The sequence below is a fragment of the Paractinoplanes abujensis genome (assembly GCF_014204895.1).
Lineage (GTDB): Bacteria > Actinomycetota > Actinomycetes > Mycobacteriales > Micromonosporaceae > Actinoplanes > Actinoplanes abujensis.
On the sequence record NZ_JACHMF010000001.1, the window covers coordinates 5,236,101 to 5,259,152 of the forward strand.

The window sequence follows — 23,052 nt, forward strand, 5'->3', positions numbered from 1 at the left end:
CGTACGGGGCGGGGAAGGGTGTTTCGAGAGCGCTCTGGTTGCACGGAGCGTGACGGCCGGGATGCGTCCCCCTTCTGTGTCCGCCCCCGAAGCGTTCCGGCCGGTGCGGGATCCCTTCCGGCAGCGCCGGGCCTGCGCCATCCGGGGGCCGGACCGTGGAGTGCCTATGCGTCTGCATCGCAAATCCCTGCTCGGACTGGGTGTGGCGGCCGTCGCCGTCGCCGGGGTCGCCGCGGTCGTGCCGTCCGCCAGCGCGGCCGGGCCCGACCTGCTCCCCCTGACCGTCACGAACGACTCCGGCCGTAGCGAGGCCGTGAACCTCTACGTGCTCGGCGAGTCGGGCGGCAAGCTCGGCTACGTCAGCGAGGGCGGCACGTTCACCGCGTGGCCCGCCGGCGGAAGCCCGCCCGTACCGGCGCCCGACGTGTCGATCGCCGGACCGGCCAGCGGCGCCAGCAAGACCATCCAGGTGCCCAAGGGGTTGTCCGGGCGCATGTACATGGCGTTCGGCGACAAGCTCGACTTCCGCATCTCGCCGGACGGCGGCCTCGTGCAGCCCGCACCCTGGGCCGGCGGCGACCCCAGCCGCGACGTGCTCTTCGACTGGAGCGAGTTCACCTACAACGACTCCGGCGTGTGGCTGAACAGCTCGCAGGTGGACATGTTCGCCGTGCCGCACGCGGTCAGCGTGACCGGCTCGGACGGGCAGACCTCGAAGACCGGCGAGCTCAAGCCGGGCGGGCACGACGCCGTCGTCGAAGGGCTACGGGCCGACCCCGAGTTCGCCAAGCTGATCCAGACCCGCGGCGACGGCACCGTGCTGCGGGTGCTGGCCCCGGGCAAGGGCGCCGACGCCGGCGGCTTCGACCCCGATTACCTGGGCGGCTCCATCGACCGGGCCTGGGACGCGTACGCGAGCAAGGACCTCACGGTCAAGCCGTTCGCCGAGCAGCCCGACAAGGTCTTCACCGGCCGCACGAGCGGTGACGTCATGACCTTCACCGACGCGACCGGGGCGCAGGTGGCCCGCTTCACGAAGCCCACCTCGTCGAACGTGTGGGGCTGCGACGGCAACCTCGGCGCGCCCAACGACCTGGTCGTCGGCCCGATCGCGCGCAGCCTGTGCGCGGCGCTGTTCCGCGGCACCCTGGGCACGCAGGACGTCGAGCCCAGCACCGATCCGGGCACGTTCTACCGGAGCAGCCCGGCCAACCTGTACGGCAAGTTGATCCACGAAAACATGGTGGACGGCAAGGCGTACGCGTTCGCCTTCGACGACGTCGCCAACCAGGAGTCGCTGGTGCACAGCGGCGACCCGGCGTCGATCGCCATCACCCTCTCGCCCTTCAACTGAGCCCCCGGCGTCCTCGAACGCCCATCAGAACGAAGGAGTTCTTCCCCATGAAACGAGCTTTGGCCCGGCCGGCGCTGACCGTCGGCGACACCGTGGCCGCCCTGACCGTCGGCGCCCGCCGGAACGGCGCCGGCACCGCCATGGCGTTCTACCCCTGCGTCGACCTGACCATCGGAGCGTGAGCATGAAGCGTCATCGTCTTCTGGCCGCGGCCGGCGCCCTCGCCGTGGCCGTCACCGCCGGCCTCGCCGCCGTGCTCCCGAGCACGGGCGCCTCGGCGGCCACCCTGCCGGTCTCCGAGGCCCAGTTCCAGCAGATGTTCCCCAACCGGATCGACTTCTACTCGTACGCGGGTCTGGTCGACGCCATGAACAAGTATCCGGAGTTCACCGGCACCGGCGGCGAGGACGTGCAGAAGCGGGAGGCCGCGGCGTTCCTGGCCAACATCAACCACGAGTCGGGCGGGCTGGTCCACGTCGAGGAGCTCAACCAGGCCAACTGGCCGCTCTACTGCGACAGTGCCCAGCCGTACGGGTGCCCGGCCGGGCAGGACGCCTACCACGGGCGCGGCCCGATCCAGCTGAGCTGGAACTTCAACTACAAGGCGGCCGGTGACGCACTCGGCATCGACCTGCTCAACCAGCCCGACCTGGTCAAGAACGACGCGTCGGTGGCCTGGCAGACCGGCCTCTGGTACTGGATGACACAGACCGGGCCGGGTTCGTTGACTCCGCACGCCGCCATCACCAGCGGCGCCGGGTTCGGCGAGACGATCCGCAGCATCAACGGCGCGCTCGAGTGCAACGGCGGCAACCCGGCCCAGGTGCAGAGCCGGATCGACGCCTACCAGCGGTTCGCCCAGATTCTCGGGGTGGACCCGGGCGGCAATCTGTCCTGCTGACCCTTGACCGAGGGGCCGCCCGGCGCCGGGCGGCCCCTTATGCCGTCGACAACTATACTCTCGGTGTATACGCTCAGCGCATACCGAACAGGGGAGGTTCCATGTCGATCAGCCGCCGCACTCTGCTCACCGGCACGCTCGCCGTCGCCGCCATCGGCAGCACCACCGTCCCGGCCACCGCAGCTCCGCCACGGCTCACTCTGCCCCGGCCGACCGGCCCGTACGAAGTGGGAACGGTGACGCTGAACCTGGTGGACCGGTCCCGGCCCGACCCCTTCACCGGGCAGGCCGGGCACCGGGAACTGATGGCCGGGGTCTGGTATCCGGCCCGCGACACCGGCCGGTACCCACGGGCGCCGTGGATGGAGCCCGACCTGCTGCGGACCTACCTGGTGGACGCCGGGTACGCGGCCGACACGGTGCTGACCCCGCTCACCTACGGACACGTGGGCGCGCCTGTCCGCCGTACGGGAAAAGGTCTACCGGTCCTGATCTTCTCGCACGGCGCGGGTGGGCATCGCAACGAACACTCGACGATGGTCCAGCAGCTGGCCAGCCACGGCTATGTGGTGATCGCGATCGATCACCTGGGCGACGCCTACAGCCGGCTGCCCGACGGGCGCATCGTGACGCCCACCGAGCAGTCCGCCGTGCCGGAGGACTACGCGCAGGACGCCCGGTTCGTGGTGGGCCGGCTCGCGCGGCTGCCGCACGGGCTGGCCGGGGCCGTCGACACCAGCCGGATCGGGATGTTCGGCTGGTCCAAGGGCGGCACGGCGACCGCACGGGTGCTGCTGACCGACCCCCGGGTCAAGGCGGGGCTGGCCATCGACGGGCCCATGCTGCCGGCGTTGAGCGGACACATCGACCGGCCGTTCATGCTGATGACGGCCGAGTTCCCCCGAGCCACCGACCCGGCCGTGGCGCGGTTCTGGACCCAGCTGCACGGCTGGCGCCTGGACGTCCGGGCCGAAGGCGCAGTGCATTCCTCGTACGGGGACCTGCAGGTGTTGATGCCGCAGCTGGCGAAAGTGGTCGGGATGAGCAACGACGAGCTGCGGGGCTGGATCGGGACGCTCGACCCGGGCCGCGCGGTACGTATCGGCCAGGCCTACCCGCTTGCGTTCTTCGACGAGCACCTGCGAGGCCGCGAACAGCGCCTGCTGGACGGGCCGACCCGCCGCTTCCCGGAGGTGAAGTACCTGCCGTGAACGGCGTCTTCGTCTTTCTCCCTGCCGTGACCAGCCGTCGCCGTTAGGCTGGGCCTGCCTTGTTCGTCCCCTTGTGAGGTGCCCGTGTCGCAGCCCGTTGAGGTGGACGTCGTCATCGTCGGCGGCGGACTCGCCGGACTCTCCGCTGCCCGCCGGCTCGACCGCGCGGGCGTGGAATGGCTGCTGGTGGAGGCCTCCGACCGGATCGGCGGCCGGGTCACCACCGACGTCGTGGACGGCTGGCACTTCGACCGGGGCTTCCAAGTCATCAACACGGCCTACCCGCGGCTGCCCGCGCTGGTCGACGTGGACGCGCTCGACCTGCGCTACTTCACACCCGGCGTGCTCGTGCGGCGAGGCGGCGAGCTGCACCGGCTGGAGAACCCGGTGCGCGAACCCCTCGCCGCCGCGCAGACCCTGACCTCCGGGGTCGGCACGCTCAGCGACCGCCTGAAATTCGCCGCGCTCGCCACCAAATGCGCCACCCTGCCCGCGTCCCGCCTGCTCCAGGCCCGCGAGACGACGACGCAGGAAATGCTGCGCAAAGCCGGCCTGTCCCACCGGATGATCGAAGAGGTCATGCGGCCGTTCCTGTCCGGGGTCTTCGGCGACCGCTCGCTCGACACGTCCAGTCACGTGTTCGCGATGATCCTGCGGTCGTTCGCGCGCGGCCGGATGGGGGTGCCCGCGGCCGGCATGGCGGCCCTGCCCGCGGCCATCGCCGGCCCCCTGCCCTACCCGCAGCTGCTCATCGGGGCGGCCACCCTCTCCGTCGCCCCCGGCGTGGTCGTCACCGAAGGCGGCGAGCTGCACTGCCGGGCCGTGATCGTCGCGACCGACCCCGTCGCCGCGTCGGAGCTGCTGCCGCAACTGCCCCGGCCCGACATGCACGGCCTGACCACCTTCTACTTCGGGGCCGACCAGGCGCCCATCGACGAGCCCACCCTGCTGCTCGACGGCGACCGGCGCGAAATCATCGCGAACACGATCGTCCTGTCCAACGCGGCGCCCGAGTACGCACCCAGCGGCAAGTCCCTGATCGCGGCGTCCGTGGTGGGGGTGTCAGCCCCGTCCTCGGCCTCCGAGACGGTGATCCGGGTGGAATTGTCCCGCCTGTACGGGGTGCCGACCGATGACTGGGAGCTGCTGGAAGTCGTCAACATCCCCAACGCCCTCCCGTCGGCGCGCGTCCCCCAGCACAACCTCCGCAAACCGGTCGACCTGGGCGACGGCCTGTTCATCGCAGGCGACCACCGCGACAGCCCCTCCATCCAGGGCGCCCTGGCCGGCGGCTGGCGCACAGCGGGGGCTGTGCTTTCCTGGCTGGGAACCCACGTCCACGCCTGATTCGTCGGTCTTCCCTGGCCTCGGCACGGGAGATCGCTGGCTGCGACTACACGGCACGGGTTAGGATCGCCGCCGGTAAGGGGCGGTAGCTCAGTGGGTTAGAGCAGGGGACTCATAATCCCTCGGTCGCGGGTTCGAGTCCCGCCCGCCCCACGCAGTACTTACCCGGGGGCGCCCCCGGAGTCCACGTTACGGTGCGAGCGCTGGGTGCGTCGGCACCAGGCCGTCCGGGGCTGCGCCGTTTCCGTACGAGGAAGCGTGTCGGGCCACCAGGGCGTCGATCCCGGGGGATGCGTACGTCGTCCTCAGCTGCACTTCACCGGTGAGCGGATACCGCATGAGCGCTGTGCAGTCTCGTACGATGGGCGCATGAGCGCGGAGACCGTTGGCGTGCACATGCCCGCCATGGTGACGCTCGATGACCTGGCGGCGATGAACGCCTCAGATCCGAACGGCCACCGTTACGAGACCAGCCCCGAGGGAGTGCTGTCCGTCAGGCCGCCCACGGACTCGGAGCACGCGCAGCTCGCCAGCCGCTTTTCGCATGGCTGCTCAGGGCCGGCTGGCCGGCCGAGCAGATACCGCAGGTTGCCGGTATCCGCGTGCCGGGCGCAGGTCGGGAGGGGGCCGAATCCCGGATATCAGCGTGTGGGCAAGACTCCGTCACGCGCCGTCTGGTTGTCGGTCGCCGACCTCCTCCTCGTCGTCGAAATCGTCTCGCCGGGCTCGGAGGCGATGGATGAGGTCACCAAGCGCCGCGAGTACGCCACCGCCGGGATCCCCCAGTACTGGGTCGTCGACCGCGATGACGCTCAAACGCTGCCTATGCCGAACGCGCGAAGATGCCATTGGCTTGGCTGCTGCAGACCAGCCCCGGAGACCACCTCGGCTGAGCCTCACGCCTTTCGCCTCACCGATGCGGCCGACCACGGCGTTCAGGCTTCAGCCAGCCGGCGGAGGCCCTCCTCCACGGTGATCACGGGGCGGTAGCCGAGGCGGGTCCGGGCGCGGGTGATGTCGTAGACGCGGTCGCGGCCCATGAAGGAGACGATCCAGTGGGTGATCGGGGGCGGGGTGGTGCTGCGCCTCGCCTTGGCGACGGTTTCCAGGAGGGTGGCGACCGGCGAGGCCAGCGCCCGGGGGAAGCTACCGGCTTTGCTGACGTCGACGCCTCGGGTGGCGAGCAGCGGCACGAAGAACTCCCGGGCCGGCCGCGGGTCGTCGTCGGTGATGTAGCAGACGAGGCCGTGCTCGCCGCGGGTGGCCGCGAGGGTGATGGCGTGCGCGAGGTTCTCCACGTGACAGAAGTCGACCTTGTGCTGCCCGCCGTCGATCCAGGAGAAGCGGCCGGCCTCGACCGAGTCGACGAAACCCTGCAGGTTGGCCATGTTCGGCCCCCAGATGAAGGGTGGGCGGAGGACGACCAATGCGGTTTCGCCGTGGGGCAACGCGAGCAGTTCCTGCTCGGTGCGGAGTTTGACACGGCTGTAAGCGATGTTGGGTTTGCCGATCGGTGAGTCCTCGTTCACGGTGACTGCGTGGTTGTCGCCGGTGGAGACGCTTGCGGCCGAAAGCAGCACGAAGCGTTTGACGTGTGCGGCCACGGCGGCCTGGTAGAGGGCACGCGTCGGCACCAGGTTGCGGTCGACGAAGAGCTGGTCCGGACCCCAGAACTCCATGTGGGCCGCCGCGTGGACCACGGCGTCGACCTCGGCCAGGACGCTCAGCCAGGCGGGCGTCCCTGCGGTCGGGCCGAGGTCGGTCAAGTCGCCCGGGATCGGCTGGGCGCCAGCCGCGGTGACCGTCTTCGCGGCGCTCGCCGAGCGGGCGAGAGCGTGAACAGTGTGCCCGTCGGCCACGAGGCGGCGGATGACCGTGCCGCCGGTCGATCCGGATCCGCCGGTCAGGAAAACGTCCATATCATCGCTCCCGCGTTCAGTTGACGTTGTCATCTGTATGAGCGTGCGGCATCTCGGATGACATTGTCAACTGGGTAAGGTGGTGCCGTGACGAGTCGCACGGAGTCCGCCGCCGCCACCCGCCGTTCGTTGCTGGACGCGGCAGCTGCCCTGCTGGACGAGGGCGGCCCGGAGGCAGTGACGCTGCGCGAAGTGGGTGCGCGAGCCGGAGTCAGCCGGGGCGCGCCCTACCGGCACTTCGACGACAAGAAGAGGCTGCTCACCGCGATCGCCGCCGAGGCGTGGGAACGACTGGCGGATCAGGCCGTGACTCTCGGTGCCGTCCCCGACCTGTCGGCGCACCAGAAGCTGAGGGAAATGCTCAACGGGATCCTTGTGATCGGCCGCAAACAGCCGCACCTGTACCGGCTGATGCACAAACCACCGGCCGGTCCCGAGGTGCTCCGGGCGGCCGGGCGCAGCCAGGGCCCGTTCGTCGCCGTTCTCGAAGAGCTCGTCGGTGACACCCGGGCTCATCTCTACGGGGCGATGCTCATCGCGGGAGTGCACGGCGTCATCGGCATGGAAGCCAGCGGTCAACTCACCCGGGACAAGTGGCATACCGACGCCGACGAGATCCTCGAAGAACTCATCGCGATCCTCCCCACCGGCTGAACAAGAGACCCGGTCCGCGGGGGTGCTCTGCGTATTGTCAGTGCACACCCGGTGGAAGGGGAAAGCATGCGGATCACTGTGCTGGGGGCGGGGTCGTGGGGCACCACGGTCGCGGCGGTGTTGACTCGGCGGGATCATGAGTCGTTGATCTGGGCACGGGATCCGGTGGTCGCGGACGAAATCAACGCCAAGCACACCAATGAGCGGTATCTGCAGGGGTTCACGCTGCCGGAACGGTTGCGGGCCACCGCGGATCTGAGTGAGGCGGCGGGACACGCGGAACTGCTCGTCGTGGGGGTGCCCACGGGGGCGTTTCGCGGCACGCTGGAACGCGTACGGGCTGATCTGCACCCGTGGATTCCGGTGGTGAGCCTCAGCAAAGGGCTGGAACGCGACTCGCTGCTGCGGATGAGCGAAGTGATCAAAGACGTGCTGCCGGGGCATCCGGCTGCGGCGCTCACCGGGCCCAACCTGGCCAAGGAGATCATGGCGGGGATGGCGGCGGCGACCGTGATCGCGACCGAGGATCTCACCGTGGCCACCGAGATCCAGCGGGTGTTCCGGCGCGGGCTGTTGCGGGTCTACACCAACCATGACGTGATCGGGTGCGAGGTCGGCGGGGCGTTGAAGAACGTCGTGGCCATTGCTACGGGCATCGCCCAGGGGCTGGGTGTCGGGGACAACACGCGGGCCGGGGTGATCTCACGGGGGCTGGCCGAGCTGACGACGCTGGCGGTCGCGATGGGCGGTGAACCGACCACGCTGGCCGGGCTGGCCGGCATGGGTGACCTGGTGGCGACGTGCATCAGCCCGCACAGCCGCAACCGGTACGTGGGTGAGCAGCTCGGGCGGGGGCGCAGCCTGGACGACATCCTGGCCGAGATGGGGCAGGTGGCCGAGGGGGTCAAGACCGTGCACGCGGCGGTGCAACTGGCCGATCAGCACGAGTTGGCGATGCCGATCACCCGTACGATCCACCGCGTCATCACCGGCGACATCACCGCCGAGCGGGCCTACGAGGGGCTGCTGCGCTCACATCCGGCCGGCCACGAGTCCGAACCCGGGTGACGAGAGCGCGCCGGGCCGCTGGTCAGACGGTGATCGAGCCGAGCACCGCGGCGTTGCTGGTGCCGCTCGCGGCGCGATCCCCGGCGGCTTTCACCTGGTCGGGGGCGGCGCCGCCGAAACTGCGTCGCGGGTGCGGAGCTCAGCCGGGCGGAGAAACTTACTGCCGGGCCTCCAGCAAGGTGGCCAGAATCGCGATCAGGGCCATGGCCGCGAACAGGCCCGTCAGAACCCAGCGGGTCGCGGGGTGGGCGAAGTTGAGCGTCAGGCCCAGGCCGGAGCGGCGCGGCACGAACAAGCGGGGATCTCGCGGGTCCGAGTAGAACCACATCTGCCCAGTATGCGCGCGCACGGTCAGGCGACGCGCCGGCCGCGGACGATCACCGCTCGGGGACGGCTCAGCGCGCCGAGGTCGAGGCGAGGGTCGGCGTCCAGGACTACCGCGTCGGCCGGGGCGCCGGCAGTCAGGCCCGCGAAGCCCAAATAGGACCGGGCTTTCCACGAGGCCGCGCCCAGTGCCTCGTGGGGTGGGACACCGGCGGCCACCAGCGCCCGGATCTCGTCGGTGATGCGGCCGTGCGGGCGGGAGTCGGTGCCGGCCAGGATGGTGACGCCGGCCTCGACCGCGGCGGCGACCAGGCCCGGATGGGCGGTGGCACCGGACACGTACCAGGACCGGCCGGGGGTGTCCGGGTCCTGCTGCTTGCGGGCCAGCGAGCCGGTGATCACGGACAGGGTGGGGGTCAGCGCGGTGCCCTGTTCGGCCATCGTGGACAGCAGGTCCGGGTCGAGGCACATGCCGTGTTCGATCGAGTCGACCCCGGCCTCGACGGCGACCGCGCCCCCGGCGGCGTGCTGCGAGTGCACCGCGAGCCGCCCGCCCGCCGCGTGCACGCGGGTGACCGCCTCGCGCAGGATGTCCACCGGGAGCACGTCGTCGCCGTACTTCCAGTCGATGACAACCTTGGCCCATCCCGTACGGGCGGCCTGCGCGGCGGCGATCCGGGGCAGGTCGGCGGGGTCGGGGCGACGGCCCCAGCCGGGGAAGAACTGCCCGTGCTGGGCGATCCACTCCCCCGCGTGCAGGGCCCGTGGGGTGTCCTCGTCGCGGCCGAACCACTCGGGCGGGTCCCCGGCCAGGCCCGGCGCGCGGATCAACGTGACCCCGGCGGCCAGATGCGCCCGCAGGTCGTCGCGCAGGATGGCGTCGTCGAGCGGCCGGCCGAGCTCTTGCGCGCCGGGGTGCGTGTGCGCGTCGACCAGGCCGGGCAGCAACCAGCCCTCGGCGACCAGGTCCGCGTGCGGCACCGGATCGGTCGTCCAGCGGTCCCCGTCGGCGTACAGGTCGATCGGCTCGGCCTCGGGAAGCGCGAAACCCCGGATGCGTACCGTCACCTCAACCCCCGATCGGGAAAGAGCCCTGGCGCCACTGCCAGTGACCGCCGGCCTGCAAGTGGTCGATGAGGGCGCGCCGCAGGGCGGTGTCACGCGGGAGCTGGCCGAGGGGTGTGGACAACGTACGGAAGCCGAACCGCATGACCTCGACGTCGCAGTCCAAACCGGCCTGTTCCTCGTACGGGGAAAGGTCGAAACGCTTCTGGAAGCTGATGATGTTGGAGTCGTCGGGCAGGTAGTCACGCAGCTGCGGGTCGAGCAGCCAGGAGCCGCACGAGAACGCGGCGTAGGGCTCGTCGGGGAAATGACGGGGGAAGAACGCGCGGGCCTCGGCCAGGGAGGCGTCGACCGCGGCCGGGGTCAGCGGGCCCGACTCGGGGATGTGCAGGCTGAGGGACTTGTGGCCGCGCTGGAACTGCAGGCGGCCGAGCTCGTAGAGGCCACCGCGGGCGTGCAGGGTGAGCCAGCTCTGCATGACCGGCCAGCCCTCGCCCTTCATCCGGCGGTCCACGGCGAGGTTGCGGCCCAGGTCGGCCAGGGTGGTCCAGGAAACCGCGTCGGGGATGCCGTGCTCACGGTGGTAACCCCGGACGTCGTCGAGCAGGGCCAGGTAGGCGTACACGAAATAGCGCGGCAGCTCCGGGCCGGGGACCAGCCAGTCGTAGCCGCCGAGGTCGGCGCGGACCAGGGCGATCGAGCGGTCGAGCAGCCAGCGCAACTCGGGCGTCCACCGCTCGGAAGGCCAATCGTCCAGGATCTCGCGGGCGTCCTCCGGCCGTACGGCCAGCCGGTCGAGCAGTTCGGGGGCGTCGGACCGGGCCGGCAGCGGAGCCGACGGACCGTCACCCGCGAGCCGCTCGACCTGATCGACAGGAACACCTAGCCGGGCGGCGACGTCATCGAGATCCACCGGGGCATCCTAAGCGCGCCGCCACCGCGCCATTACCCCGTCGATGGTCGCGCGGATGCGCCGGCGGGCCTCGTCCCGCGGCACACCGGCCATGAGCATTTCGTCGTACGGGGTGTCCTCGTGCCGGATAGAGGCGACCACCGCACGGGTCACGGCATCCGGGTCGAGGGCCCGGCCGGCGGCGCTGCGACCCACCCGGCCACTCCCCCGGACGGCCGTGTGCAAGCTGATCTCGGCCGCGCGGTCCGGTGGGCAGCCCGGGAACAACTCGCCGATCAGGCCGGCCAGTTTCTGCTGGAACACGTCGTCGGCGGCCGCCCGGCGTTCCCGGTCGCGTACGCGGCGGCGGGCCCGGGCGTCCTCATCGGACAGGCACTGCTGCTCGGCCAGTTCGAGCGCGGACCGCTCGACCAGCAGCCCCTGCCGTTCGTTGCGTTTGCGGGACTTGTTGAACCGCACCACGACCGCCGACAGCCGGCTGGCCTGCTTGGCCCGGCGGGTCAACGCGGCGTCACCGGCCGGCAGGAACACCAGATGCCCGAGGTCGGCGCAGCCCGGGCAGATCGGCCCGGCGTCCTCCATCATGAGCAGGCCGGCTTCCGTCTCCCCGCACCCGGCGCAGGTGAACGGTTTCGCGGCCATCAGCACCACCAGGTCCGGGGGTTTGCTCTGCCGGGCCGTGATGCGTTCCTGCTGCTTCCCGGTCAGATCGGCGGCCAGCCAATGTTTCCGGTACGCCTCCTCGCCCCGCCCGGCACTGGTGAACCGCAGCGGCCGGCGGTCGCGAGTGGCGGCCACGTAGTCGACCTCGCGGGGACGCAGCCCGCGGCTCTCCACCCAGCGGTGAAAGATCTCCATCGCGTCGGCCAGCCGGTCGGCGGTCACCGCGGCGATACCTTCCAGGTGCGGCTCGCGGCCCTGCCGCCAGTCGGTCACCCGGCCCGGCGGCAACCACCCCAACCCGGCCAGCACGTCCACCGGGCACACATAGCGCTGCCGCTGCAGAACTTGCTCAGCGGCGGTCACCACGCGACGTTCCAGCTTCGAGGCGCCCTGCATGACGCTGCACGCTACCCCGGAATCACTTGATCACCGGCCGAGTAACGTTCCCACCAACTGTCGCGGCGGTGCTTGACGAGCCGGCCGGCCTGGCGGGAAAACAGCAGAATGTCGCCGTTGAAGTCGAAAGCCGCGTCCTCCCGGCCGGTGTCGAGCACCCGGCGGACGACGGTGAGCACATTGGTCACCGCCCAACGGGCATCGGCCGCGTTGTCGAGCCCGAACGTGATCTGGACGTAGGATTCCGGCTCCCATTCCCATGAGCCTTCATCCGTTCCCAGGTCCAGGTACCCCTCGCGCCCGGCCGTAATGGTGACGTCGAACCCGAGCTCCGGCTTGTGGTCGGCGCCGAGGTGCGGAGCGATGCCAACCGGACGTCCAGCCGCCTCCGGAAAGGCCCGCTCGGCAACCTGATTGACCGGGCACATTCTTGTCGGACCGGACAGGCGAGTAGCAGTCGAACACGCGGCCCTCGATCAGGTAGTCCGGCTCTGTGTTCGGATTTCCGATATCGCCGGTGTCCCGGCGCGCCCGGGCGACGTCCGCCTTAGTCGGATTTCTGCCGGATCTGGAACCCTCGATCGGCGAGCGTCACCGCGCCCGAGTTCTCCATCTCGAGCGATCGGCGGACCTCGTTGTCCTCCTCCGGGTCGATCCGTTTGGGCGGACCGGCCGGAGAACCGCCGGGCCGGCCTGTGCTCGCGGTGAGCAGATCTCCGGGCACGATTCGCGGGGTGGCGGGCTGCTCGGCTGGGGCAGCGCCACGGCCGCCGTCCGCAATCGAGCGTCCAGTTCGCGCACGCGCATCGGCCGCTTCCTGCTGCTGACTCATGTTTTGGGCCGAGTGGCCGCCGCTGTCACCACGATGGCGCCGGGACGTTTCGTTGTCGGGCGCGTCGCCGTGTCCTCTGCTTTTCGGAGGCATCCGCGCGACCACCCCGCTCGTCCGTTTCGGCCTGCTTGTCCGTCATTGTGGAACGGCTGGGCAAGCGGGTACGGATCAGCGACTGGGATCTTGAGCGACAGGGCCTGCGCTGACCAGCAACGGCATCACTGTGCGGACCTGGGCGGCCAGGTCGTCGAGGATCGGCTCGCCGGTCGTGGAGTGGGCCAGCAGCGCCGCCTGGAAGAGGCCGTCGAGCATGGCGTACGCGGTGGGGGCGGGCACCGACGGCCGGGTGCCGCTCAGGGTCGCGTAGCGGTCGACCACCCGCCAGATCATGGCTTGCAGGGTGCCGTCGATCTCGGTGATCGCCTCGCGCAGCGACTCCTCGAACATGCTCTGGGTGCGCAGGTCGTACCAGAGGCGGTGCATCGGGGCCTCGTCGCGGATGGTCTGGGCCAGTTTGGCCGCGAAGGCCTCGACCAGTTCCTCCGGGGTGGTCGAGTCGCTGACCACGGCGTCGTAGCGGGTCACGCAGCGGGCCTTGTAGTGGCGGACGCTGTAGACGACCAGCTCGGTCTTGTCGGAGAAGTAGTAGTGGACCACGCCGTGGCTGAACGGGGAGTTGCCCGCGATCTCGCGCAGGCTGGCCCGGGCGTAGCCGAGTTCGCCGAGGGTCAGCAGCGCGGACTCGGCCAGCTCGTCGCGGCGCCGGTCGAACTTGTCGGCCGGGCGGTCCTTCACAGGGGGCACCAGGACATCGTACGGCTTGACACTCGTCCAAAGTTTTCTTGACAAGTGTCAAGAGGAGGCATGTGATGTGGGTCTCCCTACACCACGGAGGAGCCCTCATGACACAGATCGATCTCACCGGCCGCCGCGCGCTGGTCACCGGCGGCGCGCAGGGCCTGGGTGAAGGCATGGCCCGCGCCCTGGCCGCCGCGGGCGCGCGCGTCGTCGTCGCCGACCTGCAGGACGACCTCGGCCCCAAGGTCGCCGAGTCGCTGGGCGACGGCCACGGTTTCGTGCACCTCGACGTCACCGACGACGACAGCTGGGGCGCCGCCGTCGGCCGGGCGACCGGGATCCTGGGCGGGCTCGACATCGTGGTCAACAACGCCGGCGTCGAGATCACCAGCCTGATCGTGGACCTCGACCCGGCCGCCGTCCGCAAACAGCTCGAGGTCAACCTGCTCGGCACCGCGCTGGGCATCAAGCACGCGTTCCGGGCGATGCGCGAGCAGAAGTCCGGCGTCGTGATCAACGTGGCCTCCGTGGCCGCGACCATCGCCTTCCCGGGCATCGCGGTCTACTCGGCCACCAAGTCGGGCGTCGACCGCCTCACCCGCGTGGCGGCCATGGAGAGCGGCAAGCTGGGTTACGGCGTACGGGTCAATTGCCTTTATCCCGGTCTTGTCCCCACGGCCATGGGTGCGGGGCTGGCCAACGACGTGGCCCGGATCGGGTTGTTCGGCTCGCCCGAGGAGGCGGTCGGCGCGGTCGTCGAGCTGACCCCGAGCGGACGGCTGGGCGAGGTCGCCGACATGGCCGACGCGGTGGTGTTCCTGGCGTCCGACGCCGCGCGGTTCATCAACGGCGCAGGCCTGCCCGTCGACGGCGGAATGGGGATGTGACCATGACCGGCAAACCCGTCGTCGTCTACGGCGCCTCCGGCTACACCGGCCGGCTGATCTGCGAGTACCTGCGCGAGTACAACGTGCCGTTCGTGGCCGCGGGGCGCGACGCGGCCAAGCTCAAGCTGTCGATGCAGGAGAACGTGGCCGGCATCGAGACCGCCGACTACGAGGTCGTCGAGGTCGCCCACGACACCGCGGCTTTGACCGAGCTGTTCGCGGGGGCGTCGGTCGTGTGCAACACGGTGGGGCCGTTCAGCGTCTACGGGCCCGAGGTGGCCGAGGCGTGCCTGGCCGCGGGCACGCACTACCTCGACACCACCGGCGAGCAGGACTGGATGATCACCTGTGACGAGACGTACGGGGACCGGTTCGCCGCGGCCGGCCTGCTGCTCGCGCCCGGCATCGCGCAGATGTACACGACCGGCGAGATCGCGGCCGAGCTGTGCCTGGAGAAGCCGGGACTGGACACGTTGGACATCGCGGTGTTCTGGGGCGGCAGCCCGACCATCGCGTCCACGCTGACGATCCTCGTCAACGCGGCCACGTCGGGCGCCTTCCGGCTCGAGCAGAACCGGTACGAGGCCTGGGATCCCGACGCGGGCCTCTATCAGCTGGTGCTGCCGGGTCAGCACGAGCTGGCGCTGGCGTTGCCGTGGGGCGGCACGTCGCATCCGGTCTGGTATCGCCGCGATCCGCGCGTCGCCAACGTCAAGGTGCTCGGGGGCGTGTTCAACCGTGCGCTGATGAACGGCGTACCGCAAATCGTCTCGTCCGCCGTCGAAGCGACCAAAGACATGGACCCGGAGCAGCGGTACGCGGCCCTGACCGCCACCGCCGCGCAGGTGATGAACGTGATGCCGCCGCGCGAGAACCCGCGGCTCAACAAGTCGGTCGACTCGGTGCACGCGTCGGGGCCGCTCGGGCGCGCGCACTGCGTCATCTACGGCAACTCCAACTACAAACAGACCGGTCTGATGCAGGCGTACGCGGCCTATCACCTGCTGCAGCAACCGCCGCGCCGGGTCGGGTTCGCCTCGGGCTGCCAGGCGTTCGGGCATCGCGAGCTGCTCGGGGTCCTGGAGAGCTTCGGTCTCGTACGGGAACCGACCGTCACGGTCGAGCGCTGATGCGGCTCGTCGACTACCTGGACAAGGGCGCCTCGCTCGACCCGGACGCGCCGTGCTTCACCACTGACGGGCGGACCAGGACGTACGGGGAAGTCCAACAGCTCAGTGAGCGGGTGGCGGCGGCGCTGGCCGCGCACGGCGTCGCCCCCGGGGATCGCGTGGCGGTGCTCTCCGGGAACGACCCGACCGCGTTCACCTGCGTGTTCGGGATCAGCCGGGCCGGGGCCGTGTGGTGCCCGATCAACCCCCGCAACGAGGCGTACGAGAACCGGGAACTGCTCGAGCTCTTCGGCTGCCGGGTGCTGATCTATCACCGGGACTTCGCGCCGCTCGTGGAGAAGATCAGCGACGGGCTGCTCTGCCTGGAGGCGGAGGGCCTTTCCGTACCGGGCGATGTCGATCTTCCAGCCGTGGACGACCTCGCCATGATCGTGGGTACCGGCGGCACGACCGGGCGGCCCAAGGGGGTCGAGCTGACCGGGGCCAACCTCGAGGCGATGACCGCGATCACGCTGATGAGCTACCCGTGGCCGGACCGACCGGTCTACCTGGCTCTGGCCCCGCTCACCCACGCGGCCGGGGTGCTCTGCTTCCCCGTGCTGGCCCGGGGCGGCGAGATCGTCATCATGCGCCAACCCGACGTCGGCGAGTTCGTCACGCTGCTCGAACGCCACCGGGTGACCCACACGTTCCTGCCGCCGACGCTGATCTACATGGTGCTGGCGCACCCGGCGCTCGACGCGGCCGACCTGTCGTCGTTGCGCTGCTTCTGGTACGGGGCGGCGCCGATGTCGGCGGCACGGCTCGAGGAGGCGCTGCGCCGGATCGGGCCGATGGCGCAGCTGTTCGGCCAGACCGAGGCCCCGATGATGATCTCGACGATGGCGCCGGACGAGCACTACCGGCCCGACGGCAGCGTCGCCACCGACCGGCTGTCCTCCGCCGGCCGCCCGTCGCCGCTGGTCACCGTGGCCATCATGGGCGCCGACGGCGAGCTGCGGCCGCGCGGCGCGACCGGCGAGATCGTGTGCCGCGGCTCGCTGGTGATGCGGGGCTACCACCGCGACCCGGAGGCCACCGCGGCCGCCTCGGCCCACGGCTGGCATCACACCGGCGACATCGGCTACCTCGACGACGACAACTATCTGTTCATCGTGGACCGGGCCAAGGACATGGTCATAACCGGAGGTTTCAACGTGTATTCGACCGAGGTCGAGCAGGCCCTGATGCAGCATCCGGCGGTGCAGGACTGCGCGGTCATCGGTCTGCCCGACGACAAGTGGGGCGAGCGGGTGACCGCCGTGCTGCAGCTGCGGGAGGGCGCGACGGTCGACAAGGCGGAGGTGGCCGCTTTCGTCAAGGAGCGCATCGGCAGCGTGAAGACCCCCAAGCAGATCGAGATCTGGGACGACCTGCCCCGCTCCAAGGTCGGCAAGATCCTCAAGGTCGACCTGCGCACCCGTCTCGCCGGTCGGTAACGCTGCACCGCGCCGGATGCGAGTGAGGCGGATCCCACGAAGCAGTCGGAAATCAACGCTTAAACGGTAGGGCCTTCCCGGAAGCCCAGCGCTCGGTAGGTGGGCCTCCGGCGCTGCAAAGCGGCGGCCAGGTTGCGGATGGCCGGGTCGTGGTAGTCGTGTATCTCGGCGACGCCCTTGCCCGGCGCCGGGCGGATCACCCGGCCGACGCAGTGGAGCAGCAGGCCTTCGAAGGAGATCGGGCCGGCCAGGAAGAGCGTGTCGAGCGCCGGCGCGTCGAAGTCCAGGCCGATGAACGACGTGGTGCCCACGGCGAGCAGGCCGTCGCCCGCGGTGACCTGCGCGAGACGGTTCGCTGCGGCGGTGCGGCCGGTGAGGCTGAGGCCGCCGCGCAGCGAGAGCGCGGCGTGCCCGCGATCCTGTAACCGGGCGGCCAGGATCGCCACGTGGGCGACCCATCGGGTGAGCACGAGACAGTTCCGGCCGCGCATCAACGCGGCCGAGACGTCCTCGACTATCTGGGCGTTCCGGCCGTCGTCCGCGATCAGGGCCCGGTGCACGGCGGCCTGTGTCAGGTTCGCACCGTCCGGCCGGAAACCGGTGTCGTGCACGAACAACAGCCTGTCACTCATGCTCCATGACTATAGTCGTACGACAAGTCCGTCAGCGATAGTAACCGTTGTTGTCACAAGTCTTGCGCTCGGCGATGCAGTTCTTGGTGCGCTTGTTCATGGCGTCGGCGTCCCACATCACGAAGGCGTCGCCGTGCATGGACGAGGCGCTTTTGCCCTGGGGGTCCGACGAGAGGTAGTAGCCGGCCTTGGTGCCCTTGGCGCCGTACTGGATGTCGAACGTGATGGCGGGGATGCGTACGGGATGACTGGCCGGGCAACCCTGCTCGCCGCCGTAGGTGACGTGGTCCTTGTGGTTGGGGCTGTCCAGGTTCTTGCCGTCCCAGCAGTCCGGGAACTGCATCATGAAGTGCAGCGTGGCCGGCGTGCCGCAGATGGGCCAGTTGCCGTTCGTGCTGCGGGCGACGCCGTCGAGGTCGCCGGGGCCGTAGAAGGCGCAATAGAACTGGCCCTGGGCACCGCGCGGGGTCGGCACCTTCTTCTTGGCGTCACCAGCGATCATGCGCAGGCCGTTGGGCATCGGCTTCACGTCCGACGACTTCTTGCGCAGCGAACGGTAGTAGACGCGGAAGCCCGTGGTCTCGACCGGCTTCTTCGTCGCGTTGTCGTAGAGAGTCGGGACCCAGTACGCGGAGTGGTCGAGCACCGGCTTGCAGGTGGTCGCGGTGAACTTCATCAGGTCACCGGCAGTGGTGTCCGCGTCGACAGCCTTGTTGCCGACGAACGAATGCATGTGGGAGGCGCCCGCCAGCCCCGGGAACACAATCGGATCGTCGGCGCGGCGGTGGCTGTACTGGCAGTCGGCCCGGAACTCGGGCAGGTCACCGACGCCGGCCGGCACGGGGTCGACCTTGCGTGCCTTGTAGGCGTCGAGCTGCTTCTGCCAGGCCACCCGGTCGACCGGCACCCAGCCCCCACGCGGAGCCGGGGCGGCCGCGGTGGTGGTGGCAGCGGTGGTCTTGACCGGCTTCGGGCTGGCTGACTTGGGGGTCGCCCGCGGGGCGGCAGACGACGAAACCGGTGCCGGGGCGGTCGAGACAGCTGCCGCCTTCCCCGCCACCAGCACGTCGCGGGTGGGCTCGCTCCGGTCGTCGGCCAACGACACCCCGGCCGCCGTCACCGCGACAGCGACCACGGCGACAGCCGCGCAGGCCACCGTGAGCGCCCGCTTCGACCGTCGCCGATGCCGGGACGGCGGCAGTTCGCGCTCGTTCGCAGGGTTCGACACAGACCGCTCCTCACCCGAGGTTCTTGATCACCGGATGAGGAGACGTACGGGCCGGCCTGCGATAACAAAAACTGAGGAAGCGGGCGGGATCAGCCTGATCTCCGGGAGAACTTCCGCACGCTCGTCGGGCGTCGCGTCCAAGGACAGCATCTCGGCACCCTGCGGGATACCGGCCCGCACCACGTCACACAGCTTTGGCCGGGCGTGTCACGCCACGCGGAGGACGGCGACCAGGAAGTCGGACTCGGCCGTGAACGGGCGTAGATCCCACGTGCCCAGCAGCAGGTCAGGGGTCAGCCCGGCGCTCGCCGCGTCGGCCCGGAAGTTGTCGAACGCGTAGTCACGCCCCGCACCGAAGCCCACCACAAAGCGGGCACCGTCTCGCAAATGACGGCGAGCCCGGCGGAGAACCTCGACGCGGGTGCTGGGCGCCACGAAAGTCATGACGTTGCCGGCGCAGACGATCAGGTCGAAGCCGCCCGGCAGATCGAGCTCACTGAGATCACCGACCAGCCACTCGGCCCCGGGGTGATCGGCCCGGGCCGCCTCGATCAGCGTGGGGTCGAGGTCGACGCCGACGACATCGTGCCCGGCCGCGGCGAGGTAGCCCCCGACGCGGCCCGTGCCACAACCGGCATCCAGGATCCGCGCCCCGCGGGGCACCATCGCGTCGACCAGCCGGCCCTCACCATGAAGGTCGGCCCCCGACGCGGCCATCTTCCGGAACCGGTCGATGTACCACTGCGAGTGCCCAGGATTCTCGTCGAGCAGCCTGAGCCAGCCGTTCTGATCACTCACGGCCCCGATGTTAACCGGCGGCCCGCTTCACCAGGTCGGCGATGCGCGCCTCGACCTCGGGCGTGAGCGCGGTGACAGCGAACGCGGTCGGCCACATCGCGCCGTCGTCGAGCTGCGCGTCCTCGTTGCAGCCGAGGGTGGCGTACCGGGCCTTGAACTTGGCCTTGGCCTGGAAGAACAGGGTCGCCTTACCCCCTTTCCCGTACGCCGGCATGCCGTACCAGAGCCGAGGCACCATCTCGGGCGCGACCTCCTTGACGATCGCGTGCACCCGCTCGGCGAGGGCCCGGTCGTCCCCCTCCATCTCGGCGATCTTCTCGAGCACGGCGGGCTCCTGATCCTTACCCTTCGCGCCCCGGCTCTTACGAACCTCCTGGGCACGCTCCTTCATGGCCGCGCGTTCCTCGGTGGTGAAGTTCTCGCTCATGCCTGCGAGCCTACGAACGCCCAGGTGGCGACCGCTTCTCGATTCCTGATCGACTCCCGGGCGGCCGAGGCGGTTGACCTGGCGCAGTAAGAAGAAAGAGTGACCTCCGGAGCTATGCCGTGACCGCGCGCCCGCGGGGCCATGGCGGAGACGACACCCCGGAGCCCGAACGTCCCCGGGAAGGCGACGGAGATTCGCCGACCCGCCCGCAAAACGGAGGCTACTTTAGTCTCGCTGACGAACACGCTGCCACCGATCAGGTGGCTCGTCGCGGGCGGTCGCTTCGCAACAGGACTGCCCCGTCCAGCGCGCCCACCGACGAGACGCCGACTCCGGTGAGCGCCTCGTCCGCGGACGACGTCGAATTCCATGCGATTTTGAGTCGATACGAACAACTCGGCGACGAACCACCGACGGTCAACATCGCACGAAATGACGCCACGTTCCGCGATGATGGCGCGCACACGCTCAAGCATCACGGTCCTGACATTCCTCTGCGCCGCGCTCCGGCCGGACGGACTATCGAGGGCCGGGTCTACGGCGACCGCCCGTGGGATCACCCCGAGACACGGTCATACCGCTGGACCGACCACACGACGATGAATCGTGAGATCAACCGGTACGTGCAGGAAAATTGGGAGACCATCCGCCAGGACTTGGCGTTGACCGGACGCCACAGGGGTGGTTTCGACGCTCACCACCGCGTCGGCGAGGGTTTTTACAACAAGGGCATGTACGGTGCCGGACCGCGGGAGGCCGAATACGGCGCGACAAGCCTGGTACTGGTCAGGATAAAGACCAGGACCGGATCGGACCCGCCGGAACTGTTCGTCGACTCGGCTTTCCCGTCCGGATTACTGTAGGGCCGTGGATCAGCCTCGTCTTCCGGAACCGTTGCGGGCTCGCATGGCGGAACTGGATGCACGCCCCGCTCTGCAGAAGGTGCGCGACCTGTTGCAGAGCTACGTCATGGATTCCGGCGGGATGCAAGGCGTCCGTGCCGAGTTCCGGCACTCCGCGCAGATCACGACCAGATTTCTGCGCCAGGACCTGGAAGCCCTGGAATCGGTGCTCGCCGCCGATCTCCCGCCCGGCACTCTGGTGCGCCTGGTCGAGGACGATGCGAACTGGGGACTCGATGACCCGACCGACGCCGGCGCCGCTGCCCTCCTCCGCGAGATCGCTGACGTCCTTCGATCGGTCGTTGACTCGGCGGGCTAAGAAGGAAGCATGACCGAGCCTCTGCTGGACCCCGACGCGTCTCGTGCGTATCTGCGGGACTGGAAGGGGCGTGTCGATCGGGCTGCGGCCGCCGCGCAGGCCATGAGTGAGCGGCTCGGGGAGGCCACCTTCACCGCCGCCGACGGGAACGGGCTCGTCGAGGTGACCATCGACTCGGGTGGGGTGCTGCTCGATGTGCGGTTCACCGAGCGGATTCACCGCGTGTCGCCGGAGGCTGTGGGCCGGGCTGTGATGGGGGCGCTCGGCAGCGCGCGGGGTGAGGCGGTCCGGGTGACGCGCGACATCATCGATGAGACCCTCGGCCCTGATTCGATGGCCGGGCGGATGCTCAAGGAGCGGCAGGGCGTCGATGAGTGACGGGTTCTCGGTCGACGCGCGGCAGATCCGGGCGCACGCGTCCAAGGTGGAGTCGATCGAGCAGCGGTTCGCGGCTGTGAAGGCGGCCAGTTCCGCCATTGTGGCCGACGATGCGGCGTACGGGCTGCTCTGCGGTTGGATGGCAGGCATCCTGGAGGCCCGGCACGCGAAGCAGGACGAGCTGTACGCCTATGTCGGGGAGAATCTGCGCCTCGCGTCGGACGCGCTGGTGCGCACGAGCCAGGATTACGAGGTCGCCGATGACGCGGCCGCCGATCGGCTGCGTAAGGCGGGTGGGCTCGGATGACCAACCTGATCGCGGTGGCGTCGACCGGGCCGGGCACGGCGGGGGCTTCGCTCGTCGACAGTTTCCAAGGGTTGCAGCAGACGATCGCCGGTGGCAGCTGGGTTGATCAGGCGCTCGCGGGCGGGGCGTTCGCGTTGGAGGCGGCGTCGGCGGTGCTCGACCCGTTCAGCACGTTGCTGGCCAACGGCCTGGGCTGGGCGATGGAGTACTTCGAGCCGCTGCGGGAGGTGCTGGACAAGCTGGCGGGCATGCCGGAACGGGTCGCCGCGCACGCCGCCACCTGGGAGAACATGGCGCGTGAGCTGGCTTCGATGTCGGCCGACCTGCAGGGGGCGCTGGCCGCCGACGTGCCCGACTGGACGGGGCCGGCCGCGACGACGTATCAGAGTTTGATGGCCAACAACGTCGACGCGCTGGGCGGGCTGTCGTCGCTGGCGTCGACGATGGCGGTGTCCACGGAGGCGGCGGGCAACCTGGTCATGTTCACTCGCGACATCGTCCGGGATCTGATCGCCGACCTGGTGGCGCGGGTGATCGTGTGGGCCGCGGAGGCGTTGCTGATCGTCACGATTCCGATCGTGGCCGCGCAGATCGCGTCGGCCGTGGTGAAGTGGGCCGGCCGGATCCTGGGGTACACGACGGCGCTGGTCACCAGCTTGACCAACCTGACGCGCCTCGTGAACGGCTGAGAAGATCACCCGTCGGCGTGAGGCCAGTAATCACTTCGCCACGTAGCCGTGTCATCGTCAGCGTGTGAGTGATCAGCGCCGGGCGCCGGCCTACCTGGACGAGATCCGTGTGCTCCTGCACGAGGTGCTGGCGGCCGACGACCTTTCGATCCCGGCCGCCGCGATCGTGGCGGCGCTGCACGACCACTTGGCGACCGAGGAGTTCGCGACCAGCCTCTACCTGTTGTGGGGTTTTCTCGGGGAGAGCGAGTGGGAGCAGGACCGGGCGGCCGACGCGGCCCGCGAGTGGCTGGCCCTCGACCATGCCGACCGTGCGGCCGTACGCGGCTACTACGATCACTGGCTTTTCGACGTGTGCGGCTATCAACGGCCGTGATCCGTCGCGGGCCGGACCGGCGCGGGGCGCAACCGCGCCGTCCCTCGCCGGCCCGC

29 protein-coding genes and 1 tRNA gene are annotated in these 23,052 nt (G+C 69.9%); 18 read left to right on the forward strand and 12 right to left on the reverse strand.

The features are described 5' to 3' along the window. Nucleotides 1-166 precede the first annotated feature (166 nt). The 7 genes from BKA14_RS23695 to BKA14_RS23720 all read left to right on the forward strand — a co-directional run bounded on the left by BKA14_RS23695 (nucleotide 167) and on the right by BKA14_RS23720 (nucleotide 5,803). Nucleotides 167-1,354: a beta-1,3-glucanase family protein gene (locus BKA14_RS23695; RefSeq protein ID WP_184953075.1), complete on the forward strand. Its 1,188-nt coding sequence runs from the start codon at nucleotides 167-169 to the stop codon at nucleotides 1,352-1,354. A gap of 47 nt (nucleotides 1,355-1,401) precedes the next feature. Further along, nucleotides 1,402-1,536 (forward strand): hypothetical protein, encoded by a 135-nt coding sequence (locus BKA14_RS44300; protein WP_260416573.1) that lies wholly within the window; start codon nucleotides 1,402-1,404, stop codon nucleotides 1,534-1,536. A 2-nt stretch (nucleotides 1,537-1,538) separates the two neighbouring features. Continuing rightward, nucleotides 1,539-2,255, forward strand: a complete 717-nt coding sequence (locus BKA14_RS23700; protein ID WP_184956920.1) for a chitinase — start codon at nucleotides 1,539-1,541, stop codon at nucleotides 2,253-2,255. Nucleotides 2,256-2,356: 101 nt separating this feature from the next. Beyond that, complete coding sequence (locus BKA14_RS23705) at nucleotides 2,357-3,466, forward strand: alpha/beta hydrolase family protein (protein WP_184953076.1); 1,110 nt, start codon at nucleotides 2,357-2,359, stop codon at nucleotides 3,464-3,466. Between the two features lie 84 nt (nucleotides 3,467-3,550). Beyond that, on the forward strand, nucleotides 3,551-4,813 hold the full coding sequence (locus tag BKA14_RS23710; protein WP_184953077.1) for an NAD(P)/FAD-dependent oxidoreductase: 1,263 nt from the start codon (nucleotides 3,551-3,553) through the stop codon (nucleotides 4,811-4,813). A 79-nt stretch (nucleotides 4,814-4,892) separates the two neighbouring features. Continuing rightward, nucleotides 4,893-4,966: transfer RNA gene (locus BKA14_RS23715), tRNA-Ile, on the forward strand. 216 nt (nucleotides 4,967-5,182) lie between these two features. Continuing rightward, nucleotides 5,183-5,803, forward strand: coding sequence for a Uma2 family endonuclease (locus BKA14_RS23720; protein WP_184953078.1), 621 nt, complete (start codon nucleotides 5,183-5,185; stop codon nucleotides 5,801-5,803). Here BKA14_RS23720 and BKA14_RS23725 read toward each other — a convergent pair. Continuing rightward, nucleotides 5,749-6,732, reverse strand: coding sequence for an NAD-dependent epimerase/dehydratase family protein (locus BKA14_RS23725; protein ID WP_184953079.1), 984 nt, complete (start codon nucleotides 6,730-6,732; stop codon nucleotides 5,749-5,751). The genes BKA14_RS23720 and BKA14_RS23725 overlap by 55 nt on opposite strands. Nucleotides 6,733-6,819: 87 nt before the next feature. Here BKA14_RS23725 and BKA14_RS23730 point away from each other — a divergent pair, with 87 nt between their 5' ends. Beyond that, entirely contained in the window at nucleotides 6,820-7,386 is a 567-nt protein-coding gene (locus BKA14_RS23730; protein WP_184953080.1) for a TetR/AcrR family transcriptional regulator, read from the forward strand. Between the two features lie 66 nt (nucleotides 7,387-7,452). Next, nucleotides 7,453-8,454, forward strand: coding sequence for an NAD(P)H-dependent glycerol-3-phosphate dehydrogenase (locus BKA14_RS23735; protein WP_184953081.1), 1,002 nt, complete (start codon nucleotides 7,453-7,455; stop codon nucleotides 8,452-8,454). Between the two features lie 157 nt (nucleotides 8,455-8,611). On the opposite strand, the gene BKA14_RS23740 is transcribed toward BKA14_RS23735, so the two are convergent. The 7 genes from BKA14_RS23740 to BKA14_RS23770 form a co-directional block, all read right to left on the reverse strand. Next, entirely contained in the window at nucleotides 8,612-8,782 is a 171-nt protein-coding gene (locus BKA14_RS23740; RefSeq protein ID WP_184953082.1) for a DUF5808 domain-containing protein, read from the reverse strand. A 23-nt stretch (nucleotides 8,783-8,805) separates the two neighbouring features. Continuing rightward, a complete protein-coding gene (locus BKA14_RS23745) occupies nucleotides 8,806-9,846 on the reverse strand; it encodes an amidohydrolase family protein (protein WP_184953083.1) in 1,041 nt (346 codons plus the stop codon). 1 nt (nucleotide 9,847) lies between these two features. Continuing rightward, nucleotides 9,848-10,756, reverse strand: a complete 909-nt coding sequence (locus BKA14_RS23750) for an acyltransferase domain-containing protein (RefSeq protein WP_184953084.1) — start codon at nucleotides 10,754-10,756, stop codon at nucleotides 9,848-9,850. A 9-nt stretch (nucleotides 10,757-10,765) separates the two neighbouring features. Beyond that, nucleotides 10,766-11,815: a DUF2293 domain-containing protein gene (locus BKA14_RS23755; protein ID WP_184953085.1), complete on the reverse strand. Its 1,050-nt coding sequence runs from the start codon at nucleotides 11,813-11,815 to the stop codon at nucleotides 10,766-10,768. Nucleotides 11,816-11,826: 11 nt separating this feature from the next. Beyond that, entirely contained in the window at nucleotides 11,827-12,243 is a 417-nt protein-coding gene (locus BKA14_RS23760) for a SitI3 family protein (protein WP_184953086.1), read from the reverse strand. Nucleotides 12,244-12,362: 119 nt separating this feature from the next. Then, nucleotides 12,363-12,539, reverse strand: coding sequence for a hypothetical protein (locus BKA14_RS23765; protein WP_184953087.1), 177 nt, complete (start codon nucleotides 12,537-12,539; stop codon nucleotides 12,363-12,365). 276 nt (nucleotides 12,540-12,815) lie between these two features. After that, nucleotides 12,816-13,451 carry a TetR/AcrR family transcriptional regulator gene (locus tag BKA14_RS23770; protein ID WP_239092720.1) on the reverse strand — a complete coding sequence of 212 codons (636 nt, stop codon included), beginning with the start codon at nucleotides 13,449-13,451 and terminating at the stop codon, nucleotides 12,816-12,818. Nucleotides 13,452-13,549: 98 nt separating this feature from the next. Here BKA14_RS23770 and BKA14_RS23775 point away from each other — a divergent pair, with 98 nt between their 5' ends. The 3 genes from BKA14_RS23775 to BKA14_RS23785 are packed head-to-tail and all read left to right on the forward strand — an operon-like array spanning nucleotide 13,550 to nucleotide 16,940. After that, nucleotides 13,550-14,332 carry an SDR family NAD(P)-dependent oxidoreductase gene (locus BKA14_RS23775; protein WP_184953088.1) on the forward strand — a complete coding sequence of 261 codons (783 nt, stop codon included), beginning with the start codon at nucleotides 13,550-13,552 and terminating at the stop codon, nucleotides 14,330-14,332. 2 nt (nucleotides 14,333-14,334) lie between these two features. Beyond that, a complete protein-coding gene (locus BKA14_RS23780) occupies nucleotides 14,335-15,462 on the forward strand; it encodes a DUF5938 domain-containing protein (RefSeq protein WP_184953089.1) in 1,128 nt (375 codons plus the stop codon). After that, the gene (locus tag BKA14_RS23785; RefSeq protein WP_184953090.1) at nucleotides 15,462-16,940 is read left to right on the forward strand and encodes an acyl-CoA synthetase; all 1,479 of its coding nucleotides are present in this window, start codon (nucleotides 15,462-15,464) and stop codon (nucleotides 16,938-16,940) included. Before BKA14_RS23780 ends, BKA14_RS23785 begins: the two co-directional genes overlap by 1 nt. Before the next feature lie 59 nt (nucleotides 16,941-16,999). Here BKA14_RS23785 and BKA14_RS23790 read toward each other — a convergent pair whose 3' ends face one another. The 4 genes from BKA14_RS23790 to BKA14_RS23805 all read right to left on the reverse strand — a co-directional run bounded on the left by BKA14_RS23790 (nucleotide 17,000) and on the right by BKA14_RS23805 (nucleotide 20,025). Continuing rightward, a complete protein-coding gene (locus BKA14_RS23790) occupies nucleotides 17,000-17,572 on the reverse strand; it encodes a DEAD/DEAH box helicase (RefSeq protein ID WP_184953091.1) in 573 nt (190 codons plus the stop codon). Nucleotides 17,573-17,603: 31 nt separating this feature from the next. Beyond that, complete coding sequence (locus BKA14_RS23795) at nucleotides 17,604-18,800, reverse strand: DUF1996 domain-containing protein (RefSeq protein WP_184953092.1); 1,197 nt, start codon at nucleotides 18,798-18,800, stop codon at nucleotides 17,604-17,606. A 207-nt stretch (nucleotides 18,801-19,007) separates the two neighbouring features. After that, nucleotides 19,008-19,517 (reverse strand): class I SAM-dependent methyltransferase, encoded by a 510-nt coding sequence (locus tag BKA14_RS23800; RefSeq protein WP_203722233.1) that lies wholly within the window; start codon nucleotides 19,515-19,517, stop codon nucleotides 19,008-19,010. A gap of 91 nt (nucleotides 19,518-19,608) precedes the next feature. Then, nucleotides 19,609-20,025: an iron chaperone gene (locus BKA14_RS23805; protein ID WP_184953094.1), complete on the reverse strand. Its 417-nt coding sequence runs from the start codon at nucleotides 20,023-20,025 to the stop codon at nucleotides 19,609-19,611. 335 nt (nucleotides 20,026-20,360) lie between these two features. Here BKA14_RS23805 and BKA14_RS23810 point away from each other — a divergent pair, with 335 nt between their 5' ends. The 6 genes from BKA14_RS23810 to BKA14_RS23835 all read left to right on the forward strand — a co-directional run bounded on the left by BKA14_RS23810 (nucleotide 20,361) and on the right by BKA14_RS23835 (nucleotide 22,996). Continuing rightward, nucleotides 20,361-20,888 (forward strand): hypothetical protein, encoded by a 528-nt coding sequence (locus BKA14_RS23810; RefSeq protein WP_184953095.1) that lies wholly within the window; start codon nucleotides 20,361-20,363, stop codon nucleotides 20,886-20,888. A gap of 4 nt (nucleotides 20,889-20,892) precedes the next feature. After that, nucleotides 20,893-21,246: a hypothetical protein gene (locus tag BKA14_RS23815; RefSeq protein ID WP_239092719.1), complete on the forward strand. Its 354-nt coding sequence runs from the start codon at nucleotides 20,893-20,895 to the stop codon at nucleotides 21,244-21,246. Between the two features lie 9 nt (nucleotides 21,247-21,255). After that, entirely contained in the window at nucleotides 21,256-21,624 is a 369-nt protein-coding gene (locus BKA14_RS23820; protein ID WP_184953096.1) for a YbaB/EbfC family nucleoid-associated protein, read from the forward strand. Further along, on the forward strand, nucleotides 21,617-21,931 hold the full coding sequence (locus BKA14_RS23825; RefSeq protein ID WP_184953097.1) for a type VII secretion target: 315 nt from the start codon (nucleotides 21,617-21,619) through the stop codon (nucleotides 21,929-21,931). The genes BKA14_RS23820 and BKA14_RS23825 overlap by 8 nt, the downstream gene beginning before the upstream one ends. After that, on the forward strand, nucleotides 21,928-22,620 hold the full coding sequence (locus BKA14_RS23830; RefSeq protein WP_184953098.1) for a WXG100 family type VII secretion target: 693 nt from the start codon (nucleotides 21,928-21,930) through the stop codon (nucleotides 22,618-22,620). The genes BKA14_RS23825 and BKA14_RS23830 overlap by 4 nt, the downstream gene beginning before the upstream one ends. 64 nt (nucleotides 22,621-22,684) lie before the next feature. Beyond that, a complete protein-coding gene (locus tag BKA14_RS23835; RefSeq protein ID WP_184953099.1) occupies nucleotides 22,685-22,996 on the forward strand; it encodes a hypothetical protein in 312 nt (103 codons plus the stop codon). The last annotated feature ends 56 nt before the right edge of the window (nucleotides 22,997-23,052 follow it).

Coding starts and splice junctions, on each gene's coding strand:
- BKA14_RS23700 (WP_184956920.1), top strand. CDS start 1,539: ATGAAGCGTCATCGTCTTCTGGCCGCGGCCGGCGCCCTCGCCGTGGCC.
- BKA14_RS23705 (WP_184953076.1), top strand. CDS start 2,357: ATGTCGATCAGCCGCCGCACTCTGCTCACCGGCACGCTCGCCGTCGCC.
- BKA14_RS23760 (WP_184953086.1), bottom strand. CDS start 12,243: ATGTGCCCGGTCAATCAGGTTGCCGAGCGGGCCTTTCCGGAGGCGGCT.
- BKA14_RS23785 (WP_184953090.1), top strand. CDS start 15,462: ATGCGGCTCGTCGACTACCTGGACAAGGGCGCCTCGCTCGACCCGGAC.
- BKA14_RS23825 (WP_184953097.1), top strand. CDS start 21,617: ATGAGTGACGGGTTCTCGGTCGACGCGCGGCAGATCCGGGCGCACGCG.
- BKA14_RS23775 (WP_184953088.1), top strand. CDS start 13,550: ATGACACAGATCGATCTCACCGGCCGCCGCGCGCTGGTCACCGGCGGC.
- BKA14_RS23790 (WP_184953091.1), bottom strand. CDS start 17,572: ATGAGTGACAGGCTGTTGTTCGTGCACGACACCGGTTTCCGGCCGGAC.
- BKA14_RS23755 (WP_184953085.1), bottom strand. CDS start 11,815: ATGCAGGGCGCCTCGAAGCTGGAACGTCGCGTGGTGACCGCCGCTGAG.
- BKA14_RS23805 (WP_184953094.1), bottom strand. CDS start 20,025: ATGAGCGAGAACTTCACCACCGAGGAACGCGCGGCCATGAAGGAGCGT.
- BKA14_RS23740 (WP_184953082.1), bottom strand. CDS start 8,782: ATGTGGTTCTACTCGGACCCGCGAGATCCCCGCTTGTTCGTGCCGCGC.
- BKA14_RS23780 (WP_184953089.1), top strand. CDS start 14,335: ATGACCGGCAAACCCGTCGTCGTCTACGGCGCCTCCGGCTACACCGGC.
- BKA14_RS23735 (WP_184953081.1), top strand. CDS start 7,453: ATGCGGATCACTGTGCTGGGGGCGGGGTCGTGGGGCACCACGGTCGCG.
- BKA14_RS44300 (WP_260416573.1), top strand. CDS start 1,402: ATGAAACGAGCTTTGGCCCGGCCGGCGCTGACCGTCGGCGACACCGTG.
- BKA14_RS23820 (WP_184953096.1), top strand. CDS start 21,256: ATGACCGAGCCTCTGCTGGACCCCGACGCGTCTCGTGCGTATCTGCGG.
- BKA14_RS23695 (WP_184953075.1), top strand. CDS start 167: ATGCGTCTGCATCGCAAATCCCTGCTCGGACTGGGTGTGGCGGCCGTC.
- BKA14_RS23830 (WP_184953098.1), top strand. CDS start 21,928: ATGACCAACCTGATCGCGGTGGCGTCGACCGGGCCGGGCACGGCGGGG.
- BKA14_RS23720 (WP_184953078.1), top strand. CDS start 5,183: ATGAGCGCGGAGACCGTTGGCGTGCACATGCCCGCCATGGTGACGCTC.
- BKA14_RS23800 (WP_203722233.1), bottom strand. CDS start 19,517: ATGGCCGCGTCGGGGGCCGACCTTCATGGTGAGGGCCGGCTGGTCGAC.
- BKA14_RS23725 (WP_184953079.1), bottom strand. CDS start 6,732: ATGGACGTTTTCCTGACCGGCGGATCCGGATCGACCGGCGGCACGGTC.